We start from the raw sequence: 15,168 nt of genomic DNA, 5'->3' as shown, positions 1-15,168 counted from the left end.
CCGCCATAAAGGACGGGTATATGTGGCAACAAGGATTTGTATTAGCGATTTTGCTCGGCATCATTACTTGCCTGCTCGTTACCCGTATTAAGCCAAGCTTTATCTTTGCTGGCGCGGCGTTTATTGCTTTTATGGCTGGCATGATCGACTTGTCGAGCTTGGCTAATAACTTCACTAACTCCTCGTTACTGACTTTAATTCTTCTGATCCTCGCATCAAGTGCGTTGGAGAAAACTCGCTTAATCAGCTGGGTTAGCCGCAATATCTCTGAAGGTAGGCTAGGTACCGTGGTTGCGAAGTTGGGTATTTCTACAGCGTTACTTTCTTCTTTTACTAATAACACCGCGGTGGTTGTTTCTTTGATCGGGGCGATCAAACGTAATCAACAGCACGCGCCGTCTAAGTTACTTATCCCTTTGTCATACGCTGCCATCTTAGGTGGCACCCTGACATTGATCGGCACCTCTACCAATTTGATCATCAATAGTTTTGTTGAAGATGCAGGTTTACCGAGCTTAAACTTTTTCACACCTACCTTGATCGGTTTAGCGGTTTTGGTCGGTGGGGTATTGATCCTTATTCCTCTTAGCTATTTTCTACCCAGCTACGATGATGGTTCTCAAGATGATCTGCCTTACTTTCTCGAGGCGCGAGTTGAGCCAGGTTCTCCATTAGTTGGCCGTAGCGTCAGTGAAAATAATCTTAGAGCTCTTAGAAAACTGTTCTTAGCCGAAGTGATTCGAGACGGTAAAACCACCGCGTCGATTGACCCTGATTTTATTCTTCAAGCTCGCGACCGATTGCTGTTTTGTGGTGATGTAGAGAGTGTTGCAACACTGCAAGAAATCCAAGGTTTAACCCTGTTTGGTCAGCATCATTTGAATGGCCAGAGCTTTGTTGAAGTGGTGGTGAGTTCGTCGGCAAGCTTCTGTAACAAAACCCTGAAAACCAGCCAATTTAGAGATCGTTTCGATGCGGTTGTGGTTGCTATTCGTCGTGGCCATGAACGCCTAGAAGGTGGGCTAGGGAATATCACATTGACCGCTGGTGATACCTTGATTTTGGTTCCAGGTAAACGCTTTGAAGAACAGCGCCAACAACACAACAAAGAGTTTGTGTTGATGAATGACTTAGATTCGAGTGCCAAGCTTGATGCCGACAAATCGACGTTCGTGTTGCTCGGCTTTGCTAGCGTGATTGGTTTAGCCCTTATCGATGCAGTACCTATTATCAAAGGCTTAGCTGGTTTTCTACTGTTGCTGGTGGCATTTGGCGTGGTGCAACTGGGTGAGCTCCGCCGCCGTTTCCCAGTTGATATTGTGGTGATCGTGGGCTCTGCACTTTCTATTGCTCAACTGATGATTTCATCGGGTTTATCTGAGCGGATGGGGCTGATGTTTATGGAGGCGTTTAATGGCTGGGGCGTATTCGGTGCGTTAGTTGCTACCTACTTTATGACTTTGGTTTTGACAGAGCTGGTGACCAATAATGCGGCTGCAGCACTCTCATTTCCGATTGGCTACAGTATGGCAGTAGGTTATGGCGTTGACCCTATGCCGTTCATCATGGCGGTACTGTTTGGTGCCAGTGCCAGTTTTATCTCTCCATACGGCTACCAAACCAACTTACTTGTTTATAGCGTAGGTAATTACCATTTAACGGATTATCTGCGTATCGGCATTCCAATCTCGATTGTATATTCGGGCTTGGTGCTGACCCTAATTCCTTATTTTTTCCCATTTTAATGCTGTTTATTTAAAGGACTAATTATGACCGCAGTACTCAAATCCAAAGATGAGAATGTTGTGTGGCATCAACACTCGATTGATAAAACATTTCGCGCGGATCTGAAATCACAAAAGCCAGCCGTGCTCTGGTTCACGGGGTTGTCTGGTTCTGGTAAATCGACAGTCGCTGGAGCATTAGAAAATCGCTTGGCACAGCTTGGTTACCATACTTATTTATTGGATGGCGACAATGTGCGTCATGGATTATGTAGTGACCTTGGCTTCTCTGAGCAAGATCGTCGAGAGAACATCCGTCGTATTGGTGAGCTTGCTAAATTGATGGCAGATGCAGGCTTGATCGTGTTGTCAGCCTTTATTTCTCCGCATCAAGCTGAAAGGCAACTCGTGAGAGATTTATTGCCGGAAGGTGAGTTTCTTGAGGTGTTCGTCAATACGCCATTAGAGGTTTGCGAACAGCGTGACCCTAAAGGTCTGTATAAGAAAGCACGTGCCGGAGAGATCCCGAACTTTACAGGTATTAGTTCAGTGTACGAAGCGCCTCAGAACCCTGAGATTGATCTACCTGCAGGTGAGAAGACACTCGATGAATTGGTCGAACTGTGTATTGATGCGTTGGAGAAGCGAAATATCTTAGCCAACTGAGATCGTTGGTATGACTAAGGCTACTCAGCTGTTTATCTGTTTATTCACGACCGATAAATAGTGCAGCCTTAGTTTACCGAGACAAGAAACCTATCCTCTAGATTCTCTTTATTCCTCTCTATACTTCACTTTTTACACCGTCTATTTTAGCTCCGTCGAGTGTCTAGACGGTGTAATTTACGCTGCTTTTCACTTCTGTCTGTACTGTGAATTTCTGGCTCAATAGTGCAATCAGTTGATCGTAATACTGCGTGTTTGGCTTGTTACCGAGCAAGGTACAAAGCTCATTGCCTGTAGGGCTGAATCGGTAGTAAACCAGCTTCACGCCTTTTGATAATGGTGCCAGTGACATGCTCTTACCTTGATAGGTTAGGTGCAGGGCTGGATCGAAATCAATCTCTCCGGATTCTAATTCTGTGCCCAGAATAATCCCGAGCTCTATCAAGTGGAGCAAGCTGGAGTAGGGCAGGTTGTGCCCACCAAGGTTGATGGTGTTGGTGGTGTCCCTTTTGCCAAAGTTGAATAGCCCAGCATGAGATTTAAAGCCGAGTAAGAGCTTTCTGCTGTTATCGCTACCAAAGCTACAACCCAGTGATGCTGCCCTTTGTAGGGTTAACGCTTCTTTTGGTGTCATGTCTTTTAAGATTTGCAGTGCCTTCATCGACGTCGAGCCTGGGTTGGTGACTTCTCGTTTCAGTACTTGAGCCCATAGCCTCTGCATCGATGTATTGTGGATCTCTTGTGCCATGTCGAAGAAACGGTATAACCAGTCCTGATCCGGGTCTCCAGCCGCTTCATCCTTACATGAAGAGTGCGCCAACTTTAGAATCTGTTCTAGGTTCTTTTGGCGAAGCTCTCTACGTTTTTTCTCTCGCAATAGTGCCCGTTCGATAAGCGTACTCTCAGCTTTATCCTTTGGCTTGGCACTATGACTAATTAAGAAATCGAGGCCGAAGCTTTGTGCGATGTGCAGCATTCTGCTGGCACTGTCGGCAATATGAGGCTTTTTCTCATGCTTATGCTGTGTGTCGCTAGCATGCTCAATGATCACTGGCTGTTTGGTTTTTGACATAAGAGTACCGTTAGGAGACGACTCAAAACCAATCGTAGTAAATAATCGCTCAGCCTAGCTTGTTAAAACGCTTGATAACTGAGCTACAATTTTTGATTGTAGAATAACTACTTATCAAAAAGCTCCGCCTTGTTCTCAAGGCTTTTTCCTACGCTATTTCTGAACACTTACTTATTGTGATTGGTATAACTGTCTAAAATGTAACTCTTTATCTTATTGGTGGCTAGATTTTGCGAGCATAGTTGAAGGTTTCAACAAATTTTTACTTTTGTTAATGATAATAAAATGTTAAATTTGTTGTAATTCTCAAGGAGGAGTTATGAATCAAGTCAATGATAACAAGCTGAAGAAACAGCTTAGTATAGGGTTATTACTCGCGATTTATGTCGCTGTTCTAGCTTACTTATCTAATTACATCGCGTAATTCAGAAGAAAATTATCGTTATTAAACTGTTATTGAATGATCACACTCGTTCAGTGACGGCAGCTCATCCTTGAGCCACCCTTCTAATGACTACATGTCGTCATACTCTTCAATCGCAGTACCTTCAATAAGATAACCGGTTTGCGCTAAGTCATGGCTGATTGACTCAGTTTTCAGCGTTCCGACCAAATAGATCACATCCCATAACTGCTGTATTGGTGCACCTTTCGGGAACTTCACGTAGATGATTTGGTTCGGTGGCGGCGGTGGCACGTGGATACATGCGCCAAAGTACGGTACCAGCAGAAACTCAGTGATCATATTCTCATCACCTTCCAATGGAATCACAAAGCCAGGAATCTTCACTGTGCTGCCATTCAGCTCTGGGCGAACAGCACCAAGTGTCGATTGTTGAGGTTTGTCCATACTATTGTGGTCAACCATCGGCATACCAAATGAATCTAGCTGAGCACGTTCTGATTCTGGAATCAAATCAATCCATTCAAGTGTTAATACCGATTCGTCATTCTGAGTGGTTTCAGCGTGAGCTGTACTGATAAATGGGAACAGAAGTAGCCCAAGTATCAGTAGGAATTTGCGTTGCATCGTAGGTTCCTATTTTAGATTCGAATCGTCATGCCATCAGACAATGACTGGCGGTAAGCCCTGAAAGCGGGAATAAAGCCGATAATGATTCCAGCAACTTGTACCAGCATAAGCAGTTTCCACTCATGCGGTGTGATTGCGGATATCGATATGTTGATACCATAACTTTGTTGCACAATAGGAGCAACCACTGCGATCAGCGCAAACAATACTGCAACACCTAATGTAATGCCAAGGAAGGTTAGTGCACTGGCTTCACTGATCAGTAAACCAAACACATGACGAGGTCTTGCGCCCATCGCACGTAGGATAGCCATCTCTCGACGCCTTTCTTGCAAGCTAGTGAGTAGGCTACTGAGCATACCCAATAATCCGGCGACAACAACAAACCCTGAAACAATCAGTAATGCTTGTTCTGCTACAGCCATCATTCCCCACAATTCGTGAAGCGCAATGCCCGGCATAATGGCGCTTAAAGGTTCTTGGCGGTAGTTATTGATTTCTCGTTGCAGTGCGAAGGTTTGGATCTTCGATTTAAGGCCAACCATCATCGCGGTAATCTGCTTCGGTTGGAAGTCACGTTGCTTTAGCGCTTCAGCATTCGGTGTGTGCCCGAGGTTGGCACCTGATTCCCAGCCAACATGAATTGCTTCGATTGCCTCTAGCGATACGTGTACGGTTTTGTCTACTGGTGTTCCTGTTGGCGCGAGTATTCCCACAATCTTGAAGGGCAGATTATCGTGACGGCTAAACGCAACATCACTGATACCGTGCGCAAGAATGATTTGATCACCTATTTTGTAATCTAGCTTCTTCGCGACGTCGGCACCAATCACTACGTCAAATAGCTGATTAAACTCTTTGCCTTGCTGAAAAGTAAGTGGTTGCTTACTTCCATAGCGATAATTCTCGAAGTAGCTATGGTTCGTGCCCATTACGCGGAAGCCTTTATGTGAATCACCCAATGAGATTGGGATCGCCCACTTTACAGCGTTGTGCTGGCTAAATTCTTCATAGCTTTTCCAGTCGATGTTGTTGGTCGCATTACCGATTCTAAATACGGAATAAAGCAGCAGGTTTACCTGACCAGAGCGGCCACCGACGATAAGGTCAGTACCTGAAATCGTATTGGCGAAGCTGCTCTTAGCTTCGGTTCTTACACGTTCCACACCGAGTAATAGAATGACGGATACAGCCACAGTGAGAATAGTTAGAATGGCTGTGGCTTTACGGTTGAGTACGCTTTTTAAGGCTAAGTGAGTAATTACTTTCATACGACAACCTTAGCTTGGTTAACGGTTTTTAAATCTATGGTTCGAGTGAACAACTTTTCTAGTGTTGGATCATGGCTAACAAAGATAAGAGTAGAACCTGCCTGGTTGGCTTGTTCTAACAACAGTTCGATAAAAGCTTCTCGGTTGTCATGATCCAAAGCCGAGGTTGGCTCGTCGGCAATAATGATTTTGGGTTGGCCGATCAAAGCACGAGCGGCAGCAACACGTTGTTGTTGACCGATGCTTAACTCGGTAACGGGCTTGTCCATTAAAGCTTGAGGTAGTTTTAATCTGAGTAACAACTCTCGAGCCGTCTCTTGTAAGCTTTTCTGGCTTTCAGCGACTTGCTGTTTACGTATCTGTGAAAACTGGCAAGGAAGCGTCACGTTATCGATAACTGATAGATAAGGAAGCAGGTTAAATTGTTGGAAAATATAACCAATATGATCGGCTCTGAATTTATCTCTTTGACGAGGTGTAAGCTGAGTGAGGTCTTGATCAAGGATAGAGACTTCTCCTTGCTCAGCTTGGTTGATTCCGGTCAGTAGCCCTAACAAAGTTGATTTTCCACAACCACTTGGCCCTTTAATAAAAAGGTGCTCTTGGGCTTGGATGTGAAGAGAGGGGATCTCTAACGTTGGTGGTAATTCAGGCTTCCAACGAAAGCTGATATTTTCGAGTTTGACCACAAGTGATGAACTGTCAGAAGACATGCTAGCTCCAATAATTAAAGCGGTGTATCTACTGGACAGTAATTTGAAACATAAATTCCCAGGAACACACCGATTTGAACAGCCAAGTAAGCGATGACTTACCTGGCTGTTTATTTTACGTTTAATCCGATCTAGGAGTGATTAGAATCGGAAACTAATACGCTCTGCGTTAAGCACTTCTTGTACTTGAGCTGTGTCTGTTAGTAGGTTCACCGTCATTTTTTCAGTGTTGCTGAACTTAGAGAACCACTGAGTGCCAACTGTGTCTAGCTTAGCAACATCTGAACATTCATAGTGGTACTCAACAGTGAACTCACCGTGGCCACCTTCTGAGTGATCGTGGTGGTCGTGACCTTCGTGGTCATCATGATCGTGCTCAGCGTGGTCATGGTCTTTGTGGTCATCATGATCGTGTTCAGCGTGGTCATGGTCTTTGTGGTCGTCATGATCGTGTTCAGCGTGATCATGGTCTTTGTGGTCGCCATGACCGTGTTCCGCATGGTCATGGCCTTCATGGTCGTCATGACCGCCTTCTAAGGTGTTTGCTACTGACTTGAACTTCAGAGTACAACTCGCATTGTTAAAACTAAACAGCTCTTCTGGCTTGTTTAATTGTGCGATAGCCTGTTCAAACACTTTCTTCTGTTCTGCAGTTTCTGGAGCATGTTCAAACCCAACCACATCTGCGCCGGGAGCTGTCACTTCAACAAGCAATTCTTGCCCATCTTGCGCGATGTTTACTTCAACTTGGCCATGTACGTGTGCATCATGAGAGCGGAATTCTTCGTTAGCTAGAACATTTGTAGAGACAGTCATGCCGATAACAACGGCTAAAAAAGTAGGTTTCATGTTTTTTCCTGAATAAAGGTTAATTAAAAAGTAGTGGTAATTAAGCGATATTTACAGGAGGTGAGCGTGCCAAATAAGCGAAATATAGCCGCTGTAGTGAAGTTACTGACTCTGTAATAGCGACAGTAAATTCCGAATGGAACTCTGGAATCTGTGGTAGTGAGTGCGCTGTGATGAACTGATTAAGCGAAAACAGCTCACAATGGTGTGAAGTGTGGTGCTCTGGTGCGATATCCACAATGTGTGTTGCGGCTAACACGCTTAACATGAGCATAAGCCCAAGCAAGAAGCCTGTTTTGCGTTTCACATTGTTGGGTGTGTTTTGCCACATCAGGATGATTAACCACAGAATTAAAAAAAGGATACTGTTATAATATAACAATATCCTTTGGTTAGGTCTCGAAAAAGACGCGAATATCTTATTAAAGGCTCGCTTTAATCAACTCAATGACTTGAGTGACTTCTGATTCGTTTAATGCACCTTCTTTTACAAACAAGATTTTACCTTGCTTGTCTTGAACGATAATCGCTGAGCTTTCTTCTTTTAGAGCCCATGTTGACGCAACGGCGCCGTCTTCATCTAGGACCATAGAAGACCATGGAAATTCTTCTTTGCTGCTTTCGGCAGAGGACTTAACAAAAGACCCAGTACCCCAAATCGCATCATCTTGGTTGATGATAGTGGTGGTTTGGTAGCTGTCTTCTGAGAATTTCGATGCGGTAATGGCTGCCATCAGTGGTGCGTTGAGCTCTTTAGAGCTGCTGCGGCCAGCGATAGCTTGAACGACGCGAACTTTACCTAGAAGATCATTGGTTGCCCAAGCTTGATATCCAGTATTTCCGTCGTTTAGAACAATCTCACCATAGTTACTCACATCGACGGCAGGCAGGGTAGCGCCTACTGATAGGTTGTGAGCATTGGCGAAGAGTGGAGAGGCTGCGGCTAGAAAAGCCAGTAGAGTTTTGTTTTTCATTATATTTTTGTTCCGCTTATGGTTTGCACAGGAAGTATAATATGAAATTTGAAAAATGCCTCTTTAACTTTTTTATCGTACGACGTAGAAAGAAGTTGCAGGCTTGTTACCAAAAGGTATAATGCATCAATATCAAGATGAACAATAGATTATCTTGCTGTTTGCTAAAGGAATTAGCGATTAAATGTGCTTTGAACAGCGACGCTGTTCAGGTATGTGACTGTAGTACTCAAATGGAATTGAGGTTGTATTATGTTAAGAAAATTTTCTACTTACCGTCCACGTCAGGTGGCGCGTTTCGTTAAAGTCCTGTTCAAAGGCCAATTTGCTATTGAAGGTGTTGGAGAGTTTCGCTTCGACCAAGGCAAGGTGCTACTTCCTGAAGTTTCAGACAAACAAAAGCTCACTATTTTTAAAGAAGTTAACGGCACCATTGCAGCGTTGCCGGTGTAACTGAGCTTTATCGATTTGTCTTGCACCGAATAGATTAACAATGAAAAGGGCTTCCTGATGGAAGCCCTTTTTTAATGCGTGTCGTTCACGATGGTATGTCGAACGGCACTTTATTGTGGAGGGAAGCACACACCTGTTCCACCCAACCCGCAATACCCATTCGGATTTTTAGCTAGGTATTGCTGGTGGTAGGTTTCTGCGAAAAAATATTTTCCAGCAGGCAGAACTTCCGTCGTGATCTCGTTGCCTAAAGATTCAGTCATTGCTCGTTGATATTCACGTTTAGAGTGCTCAGCGATAGATTGTTGTTCTTCACTGAAGGTGTAAATCGCAGAACGGTACTGAGTCCCTAAATCGTTGCCTTGGCGCATCCCTTGAGTTGGGTCATGACGCTCCCAAAAGGTTTCAAGTATTCGAGCTAGAGAGGTTTGTTCACTATCAAATATGACACGAACGACCTCGGTATGGCCGGTTTGCCCAGTACATACTTGTTCATAAGTGGGATTAACTGTGTATCCGCCAGCGTAACCAACGGATGTTGAAATAACGCCATCCAATTGCCAAAACAAACGCTCAGCTCCCCAGAAGCACCCCATACCAAACAGGACTTCTTGTTGAGAGCCCGTGGGTGCATCGAGCAGGTCGGTTTGATTGACGAAATGGCGCTCAGTGATTCGAATTGGGTCAGCATTTCCCGGTAGTGCGGTTGCTGCAGAAACCAGTTGTTGTTTGTTTAGCATGTTATATTCCTTTTCGCATACGTTTACCGCGCTGGCTTTTATTTAACGTGGGTTCATATTAACTGTTGGTCAATATTGAATAAGTCTTTAAATTAGACCGTGTTATTCCAGGATTTATTACAGACTCAATGCCTATTTAGCGGTATTATTTCTTTTCACTTATTAACGTATTGATAACTTCTTCACCAATTAAACATGATAAGAAAAACTTTACCAGTTCTGATTGGCACTCTATTGTCATCGACGCTCGCTTTCGCTGACGTTTCCCTTGAAATCAAAGGGCTAGATGGAGCGCTTGAGGATAATGTTGATGCTTATCTGAGTGCGATCCCTGAAGAAGAGTATTCGGTTTCACTAAGATTCCAATCCCGCTTGGAATCTATGATTAAAGAAGCCCTGAATGCGTTAGGCTACTACCACCCTAAAATCACATTTACTCACTCCGAAGATGATACCGAAATGACCGTTACGGTTGAGCCGGGAGAGCCTGTTGTTATTTATACTTCAGATATCGTTCTAACTGGTGAAGCCAAGGATGACCCAGACTTTTTAGCCTTGATAGCGAAGAGTAGCTTGTCTAAAGGTTCGACTCTGAATCATGGTAATTATGACTCTTTGAAATCGTCGATCCGCAACCTTGGCTTAGCGAAAGGCTACTTCGATGGTGCTTATGATCTTAGTAAGCTAGAAGTCGCTCCTGAATTGAACCGCGCTTATGTTCGTCTTCATTATAACAGTGGTATCCGCTATCACTTTGGTACTACTCAGGTTACTGGTAGCCAGATAGAAGAAGATAAGGTGCAGTCACTTAAACCATTTGAGGATGGCGAACCTTACTCAATCACCAAAGTCGGTGAGTACAACCAAAACCTGTCCAATACGGATTGGTTCTCCTCGGTATTTGTTGAACCAGATTTAAGCCAGTTAGGCGAAGGCCGAGAGATCCCGATGAAGGTTAGCCTTGCTCCGCAAGCTCGTAACCAAATCGAAACGGGTATCGGTGTATCCACCGACCTTGGCGTAAAAGGCACTCTGAAGTGGAAAAAACCTTGGGTTAATGAACAAGGCCATAGCTTCAATAGCAGCCTGTCGATTTCTAAACCTGAACAGACGATTACCGCTACCTATAAAATCCCTCTGGATGACGTGCTGAACGACTACTATCAAGTTAAGTACGGTATGAAAAACTTGGATAATCGTGATACCAAGAGTTTGGAGTCAAACTTAGCGCTAGAAAGATATTGGCGACTGGATAACGGTTGGCAACGCACGGTCTTCATTCGATACTTGGTCGAAAACTATGAGCAAGGTTTGCAGGATGATTTAGCGCAATTTGTGCTGCCGGGTATCTCTTTCTCACGCACTCGAACGCGAGGCGGTTCGATGCCGATGTGGGGCGATAAACAAACCATTATGGTTGAAGCGGGTGATGATACCTTGTTATCTGAAACTAAGGTTGTTCGTTTTCAAGGTCAAACCGCTTGGATTCGAAGCATTGGCGACAATCACCGAGGCTTAACTCGACTTCAATTTGGCGGCAACTTTGCCGACGAGTTTGATAAGCTATCTCCCTCCCTAAGATTCTTTGCTGGTGGTGACAATAGCATTCGTGGTTATGGTTATGAGTCGATCTCTCCTCGAGATGAAAGTGGCGCACTAACGGGTGCCAAATTCATTGCAACCAGCTCGTTTGAATACCAATACCGCTTGGTTGGAAACTGGTGGGGCGCAGCATTCTACGACATTGGTGATGCATTTAATGACAAACCCGAATGGAAACACGGCACCGGCGTCGGTGTTCGTTGGGCGTCACCTGTTGGTCCAGTGAGTTTGGATTTTGCTTGGGGTCTAGATGCAGAAAAAGGTGATGAGTTCCAGTTACACTTTAGTTTAGGGCCAGAATTATGATCAAAGTGATGGGCAAGTGCATCAAGTGGACGTCGATCTCATTGACGTCTATTTTGCTGTTGTTGATAGCCTTGCTAGGTTTTGTTTTGTTCACCAATCCAGGGTTGAACACTGTGTTGTGGGGCGCTGAAAAAGCGTTGCCACAGCTTAAAGTGGAAAGCACTAAAGGGGCTCTGTTCCCGAGCTTTACGCTTAATAATGTTCAGTTTAAAGATGACAGCCTGCATATAGACACCAAAGTTCAAAAGCTGAACTTGGCGATTAATCCTCGCTGTCTGCTCGACCCTAAGTTGTGTGTCGATCGTTTAGCGATTCAAGGATTGGACTTCGCATTTACTGAACTGCCTCCGGCCTCTACAGAAGAAACAGAACCTACTCCGCCCGTAACATCGGTAAAAACACCGTTGCCAATCGTAATCAACCGTATCGCTTTGTCTGATATCAAGTTGAATATCTTAGGGCATGAAATTGAATGGAGCTTGTTCTCTACGGCTTTGAGTATGCAGGGCGAAAAGCTAACTGTATCGCCAACCTTATTCAATGATCTTAAGGTTAAACTCGCGGAGTCGACAGAAGAACCGCAAGCAGAAAAGGTTGAGCCAAAAGCTGCCGTTAAAACGGCTATCGAATTGCCGGAAGTCTGGATTCCTCTGCAGGTTGTGTTGGAGCGTTTTGACCTCAACCGTTTCACCTTAGAACAAGAAACACCAATCGTTGTTAACCACCTTGGGCTAGAAGCTCGCGCGGGCAAACACACGGTTGATGTTTCAACTCTCGAACTCGATATGCCACAAGCAAGCGCCAATCTAACCACGAAGGTTGAGCTCAAGGGCGGTTACCCGCTAGAACTTTCTTTGGATGCGTTGGTGAAAGAAACCGACCTTGTTGGGCAGAAGTTGTCTCTGAAAGCACAAGGCAGCGTGGCTAAGCTAAACCTAGACTCCCAATTTTCTGAGCTGATTGAGGCAAAGTTGTCTGGGGATATTCAACCCTTAGAACCGACTCTGCCATTTGACCTTCTTTTAGAGGGCGGACAAGCACAGTGGCCCCTTACCGGAAAAAGCGATTACCAAGCGACAATTGAGCAATTTAAAGCTGATGGCTCACTAGATGGTTTTAATGTTCTTCTTAAAGGTGAAGCCGATGGTAAGGAAATCCCTGAATTAGCCATCGATCTACAGGGTAAAGGCACGACGGAACAAATTGATCTCGAGCGTCTAAAGCTCAACACGCTAGGCGGTGAGCTTAACGGTGTCGTTAAAGCGAACTGGAAGAGTCTCGTTAACTGGCAAGCTGACGTGACACTCAAAGATATTCAACCGGGTCTGCAGTGGCCAGAAGCTGAGGGCAACATTAGTGGAAACATCGTCACCTCAGGTGAGTTGACGGAAGCGGGCGGCTGGGCGATTGAACTGCCTAAATTGGATATTGAAGGGATCTTGCGAGAATACCCTCTGGATATCGAAGGTCAGTTGTCAGCGTCGGATCGCAGCGCGAGCGGTGAACCAAAACTGAAAACCAGTGGTTTGAGCTTAGCTCACGGTGTTAACTCGATTAAGGCTCAGGGTGAGCTTGATAAGAAATGGGACATGGGTGTTGAGATTCACTTCCCTGAGCTTGTAAAAAGCGTCCCTGATTTGAAAGGTAAAGTGATTGGTAACATCCAGCTCAGTGGTCCAACGAAAAAGCCTGAAGTCGATCTCGCTCTAAATGTGGATAAGGTAGATTGGAATAACGAAGCAACACTAGAATCCTTGTCGCTTAATGGTTCTGTGGTTCCTCTGCCATTGCCTGAAGCTCAAGCTGATCTTGAATTAAAAGCTAACAACCTAACCTATCAAGATCAGAGCGTAGAAAGCATTGATCTCACGGTGAGTGGTGGTGAGAAGAAACACACAGTGACACTTGATGTGATATCCGACATCGTGTCTACAAGCTTAGCTATTTCCGGAGAGTTGATTCAAAAGCCTTCTCTTATTTGGTATGGATCGTTAGACAGAGTCAAAATCACCACTCAGCAAGGTCCTTGGGTGTTAGATCAACCTGTCGCGATAAATGCGGATGTTGATAAACAGTTTGCCGATGTTCAAGCGCACTGTTGGAAACAATCGGGTTCGAGCGTGTGTTTGGATGAAGACGTTCGTGTCGGAAAATCGGGTGAGGCCAAGGTAGCCATCAATCAATTCGATTTCGAGCAGATTAAAGCCTTTGTGCCTAAAGAGACGCAATTACAGGGCTTAGTCAATGCGACTGCTCATGCAAAGTGGTCTGAACAAGATGAGCCTGAAGTCACGGTAAGCGTTGATATGCCGAAAGGTCAGGTTGTTCAACAAGTGGGTGAGCCAATCACACTGGGTTGGGAAAGCGTTGCATTGAATGCCCAACTGAAAGACAACAAACTGGATGCCGATTTTAAGTTGGATGTTTCCGACAATGGTGACCTGTCTGGCACGGTGTCGTTACCGGATATTCTTGCCGAAGACAAAATGGTCGATGCGGCAATTAAGCTGACCACGTTCCATCTTGATTTCTTACAACCAATTCTAGGTGAATACAGCTTATTGAAAGCCGACCTTGAGAGTGATCTTCAAGTTAAAGGCTCTCTGATGCACCCTCAAGTCTTTGGTCAATTCTCTGTTGATGGTATTCAAGTCAAAGGCGATGTTACGCCTGTTGATGTGAAAGATGGCCGCATCGACCTCGACTTTGATGGTTATAGTGCAAAACTGGATGCGAATGTCGAAACACCTGATGGTCACCTTGATATTGAGGGAACCGGAGATTGGCAAGATCTTAAAGCATGGCATTCGAACGTTAGAGTTTTCGCTGATGAGTTGATGGTTGATATCCCACCGATGGTTAAGGTGAAGGTCGTACCTGATATGACTATTGATGTCACACCAGATCTGGCGAAAATCACCGGTGATATTGCATTACCATGGGGACGAATTGTTGTTGAAGATTTACCACCGTCAGCGGTTGGCGTCTCTTCTGATCAGGTTATTTTGAATAAAGATCTAGAGCCAGAAAACGAAGATACGAATCCATTCAATGTGATGACGAATATTAATATCTCCATTGGTGATGACTTTAAACTGTCTGCCTTCGGTCTTGAAGGTGATTTGGTCGGTAAGCTCAACGTGGCTCAAAAAGACCAAGGTCCATTTATTACAGGTGAAGTGAACATCGTCGATGGTACTTATCAATCATTCGGGCAAGACCTCTTGATCGAAGAGGGTAAGATCCTAATGAATGGACCACCGGATCAGCCATACGTAGCCATCAACGCGATTCGTAATCCTGATAATACTCAGGATGACGTGACCGCTGGTATTCGAGTGACTGGCCCTGCGACAGAGCCTACCATCGAGATTTATTCTGACCCAGCGATGCCACAAGCGAACGCACTGTCTTATATTTTGCGTGGCCAAGATATCGACGGTGAGTCGAGCGGTTCGATGACAACGACTTTAATCGGTTTGAGTTTAGCGAAGAGTGGTAAGGTTGTTGGTGAAATCGGTGAAGCCTTTGGTGTAAAGGACTTGCAACTGGATACTGCAGGCTCTGGCGATGACTCTCAAGTGACGGTAAGTGGTTACATCCTGCCTGGCTTACAGGTGAAGTATGGTGTGGGTATCTTTAACTCGTTAGGTGAGTTTACCGTTCGTTATAGATTGATGCAGGATCTCTATGTTGAAGCTGTTTCTGGCCTAGACAGTGCTGTGGATCTTCTCTATCAATTTGAGTTCGAGTAGAGCCGTATGG

At 44.9% G+C, this 15,168-nt stretch carries 13 protein-coding genes; 5 read left to right on the top strand and 8 right to left on the bottom strand.

The annotated features are described in order from the left end of the window. Positions 1-20 precede the first annotated feature (20 nt). Together AB6E52_RS09770 and cysC are read left to right on the top strand one after the other, a co-directional pair. Positions 21-1,745: an SLC13 family permease gene (locus AB6E52_RS09770; RefSeq protein WP_017067554.1), complete on the top strand. Its 1,725-nt coding sequence runs from the start codon at positions 21-23 to the stop codon at positions 1,743-1,745. Between the two features lie 24 nt (positions 1,746-1,769). Further along, positions 1,770-2,390 carry an adenylyl-sulfate kinase gene (gene cysC / locus AB6E52_RS09765; RefSeq protein ID WP_102320278.1) on the top strand — a complete coding sequence of 207 codons (621 nt, stop codon included), beginning with the start codon at positions 1,770-1,772 and terminating at the stop codon, positions 2,388-2,390. A gap of 163 nt (positions 2,391-2,553) precedes the next feature. Here the strand turns inward: cysC and AB6E52_RS09760 are convergent, their stop codons facing one another. From AB6E52_RS09760 to AB6E52_RS09730, 7 genes are all read right to left on the bottom strand, one after another. Beyond that, complete coding sequence (locus AB6E52_RS09760; protein WP_102320277.1) at positions 2,554-3,462, bottom strand: TIGR03899 family protein; 909 nt, start codon at positions 3,460-3,462, stop codon at positions 2,554-2,556. A 514-nt stretch (positions 3,463-3,976) separates the two neighbouring features. After that, entirely contained in the window at positions 3,977-4,492 is a 516-nt protein-coding gene (locus tag AB6E52_RS09755) for a DUF3299 domain-containing protein (RefSeq protein WP_017058892.1), read from the bottom strand. A 14-nt stretch (positions 4,493-4,506) separates the two neighbouring features. Next, positions 4,507-5,766: an ABC transporter permease gene (locus AB6E52_RS09750; RefSeq protein WP_017058893.1), complete on the bottom strand. Its 1,260-nt coding sequence runs from the start codon at positions 5,764-5,766 to the stop codon at positions 4,507-4,509. Further along, on the bottom strand, positions 5,763-6,479 hold the full coding sequence (locus AB6E52_RS09745; RefSeq protein ID WP_017058894.1) for an ABC transporter ATP-binding protein: 717 nt from the start codon (positions 6,477-6,479) through the stop codon (positions 5,763-5,765). The genes AB6E52_RS09750 and AB6E52_RS09745 overlap by 4 nt, the downstream gene beginning before the upstream one ends. A gap of 141 nt (positions 6,480-6,620) precedes the next feature. Continuing rightward, positions 6,621-7,328 (bottom strand): DUF2796 domain-containing protein, encoded by a 708-nt coding sequence (locus AB6E52_RS09740; RefSeq protein WP_102320276.1) that lies wholly within the window; start codon positions 7,326-7,328, stop codon positions 6,621-6,623. A 40-nt stretch (positions 7,329-7,368) separates the two neighbouring features. Continuing rightward, positions 7,369-7,659, bottom strand: a complete 291-nt coding sequence (locus tag AB6E52_RS09735) for a DUF2607 family protein (protein ID WP_017063722.1) — start codon at positions 7,657-7,659, stop codon at positions 7,369-7,371. 91 nt (positions 7,660-7,750) lie between these two features. Further along, a complete protein-coding gene (locus AB6E52_RS09730; RefSeq protein ID WP_017063723.1) occupies positions 7,751-8,302 on the bottom strand; it encodes a YtfJ family protein in 552 nt (183 codons plus the stop codon). A 252-nt stretch (positions 8,303-8,554) separates the two neighbouring features. Between AB6E52_RS09730 and AB6E52_RS09725 the strand changes: the two genes are divergently transcribed. Beyond that, positions 8,555-8,755 carry a DUF1107 family protein gene (locus tag AB6E52_RS09725; RefSeq protein WP_017058898.1) on the top strand — a complete coding sequence of 67 codons (201 nt, stop codon included), beginning with the start codon at positions 8,555-8,557 and terminating at the stop codon, positions 8,753-8,755. Positions 8,756-8,865: 110 nt separating this feature from the next. Here the strand turns inward: AB6E52_RS09725 and msrA are convergent, their stop codons facing one another. Next, positions 8,866-9,495 (bottom strand): peptide-methionine (S)-S-oxide reductase MsrA, encoded by a 630-nt coding sequence (gene msrA / locus AB6E52_RS09720; RefSeq protein WP_017058899.1) that lies wholly within the window; start codon positions 9,493-9,495, stop codon positions 8,866-8,868. Between the two features lie 195 nt (positions 9,496-9,690). Here msrA and AB6E52_RS09715 point away from each other — a divergent pair, with 195 nt between their 5' ends. Together AB6E52_RS09715 and AB6E52_RS09710 are read left to right on the top strand one after the other, a co-directional pair. Further along, positions 9,691-11,403: an autotransporter assembly complex family protein gene (locus tag AB6E52_RS09715; protein WP_017063725.1), complete on the top strand. Its 1,713-nt coding sequence runs from the start codon at positions 9,691-9,693 to the stop codon at positions 11,401-11,403. Further along, positions 11,400-15,158 (top strand): translocation/assembly module TamB domain-containing protein, encoded by a 3,759-nt coding sequence (locus AB6E52_RS09710; RefSeq protein ID WP_102320275.1) that lies wholly within the window; start codon positions 11,400-11,402, stop codon positions 15,156-15,158. The genes AB6E52_RS09715 and AB6E52_RS09710 overlap by 4 nt, the downstream gene beginning before the upstream one ends. The last annotated feature ends 10 nt before the right edge of the window (positions 15,159-15,168 follow it).

It is taken from the genome of Vibrio sp. 10N.247.311.13 (assembly GCF_041467595.1).
GTDB lineage: Bacteria > Pseudomonadota > Gammaproteobacteria > Enterobacterales > Vibrionaceae > Vibrio > Vibrio crassostreae_C.
Note: the sequence above shows the minus strand (reverse complement) of the source record. Positions and strands in the feature narration are given on the sequence as shown.

Coding starts and splice junctions, on each gene's coding strand:
- AB6E52_RS09770 (WP_017067554.1), top strand. CDS start 21: ATGTGGCAACAAGGATTTGTATTAGCGATTTTGCTCGGCATCATTACT.
- cysC (WP_102320278.1), top strand. CDS start 1,770: ATGACCGCAGTACTCAAATCCAAAGATGAGAATGTTGTGTGGCATCAA.
- AB6E52_RS09760 (WP_102320277.1), bottom strand. CDS start 3,462: ATGTCAAAAACCAAACAGCCAGTGATCATTGAGCATGCTAGCGACACA.
- AB6E52_RS09755 (WP_017058892.1), bottom strand. CDS start 4,492: ATGCAACGCAAATTCCTACTGATACTTGGGCTACTTCTGTTCCCATTT.
- AB6E52_RS09750 (WP_017058893.1), bottom strand. CDS start 5,766: ATGAAAGTAATTACTCACTTAGCCTTAAAAAGCGTACTCAACCGTAAA.
- AB6E52_RS09745 (WP_017058894.1), bottom strand. CDS start 6,479: ATGTCTTCTGACAGTTCATCACTTGTGGTCAAACTCGAAAATATCAGC.
- AB6E52_RS09740 (WP_102320276.1), bottom strand. CDS start 7,328: ATGAAACCTACTTTTTTAGCCGTTGTTATCGGCATGACTGTCTCTACA.
- AB6E52_RS09735 (WP_017063722.1), bottom strand. CDS start 7,659: ATGTGGCAAAACACACCCAACAATGTGAAACGCAAAACAGGCTTCTTG.
- AB6E52_RS09730 (WP_017063723.1), bottom strand. CDS start 8,302: ATGAAAAACAAAACTCTACTGGCTTTTCTAGCCGCAGCCTCTCCACTC.
- AB6E52_RS09725 (WP_017058898.1), top strand. CDS start 8,555: ATGTTAAGAAAATTTTCTACTTACCGTCCACGTCAGGTGGCGCGTTTC.
- msrA (WP_017058899.1), bottom strand. CDS start 9,495: ATGCTAAACAAACAACAACTGGTTTCTGCAGCAACCGCACTACCGGGA.
- AB6E52_RS09715 (WP_017063725.1), top strand. CDS start 9,691: ATGATAAGAAAAACTTTACCAGTTCTGATTGGCACTCTATTGTCATCG.
- AB6E52_RS09710 (WP_102320275.1), top strand. CDS start 11,400: ATGATCAAAGTGATGGGCAAGTGCATCAAGTGGACGTCGATCTCATTG.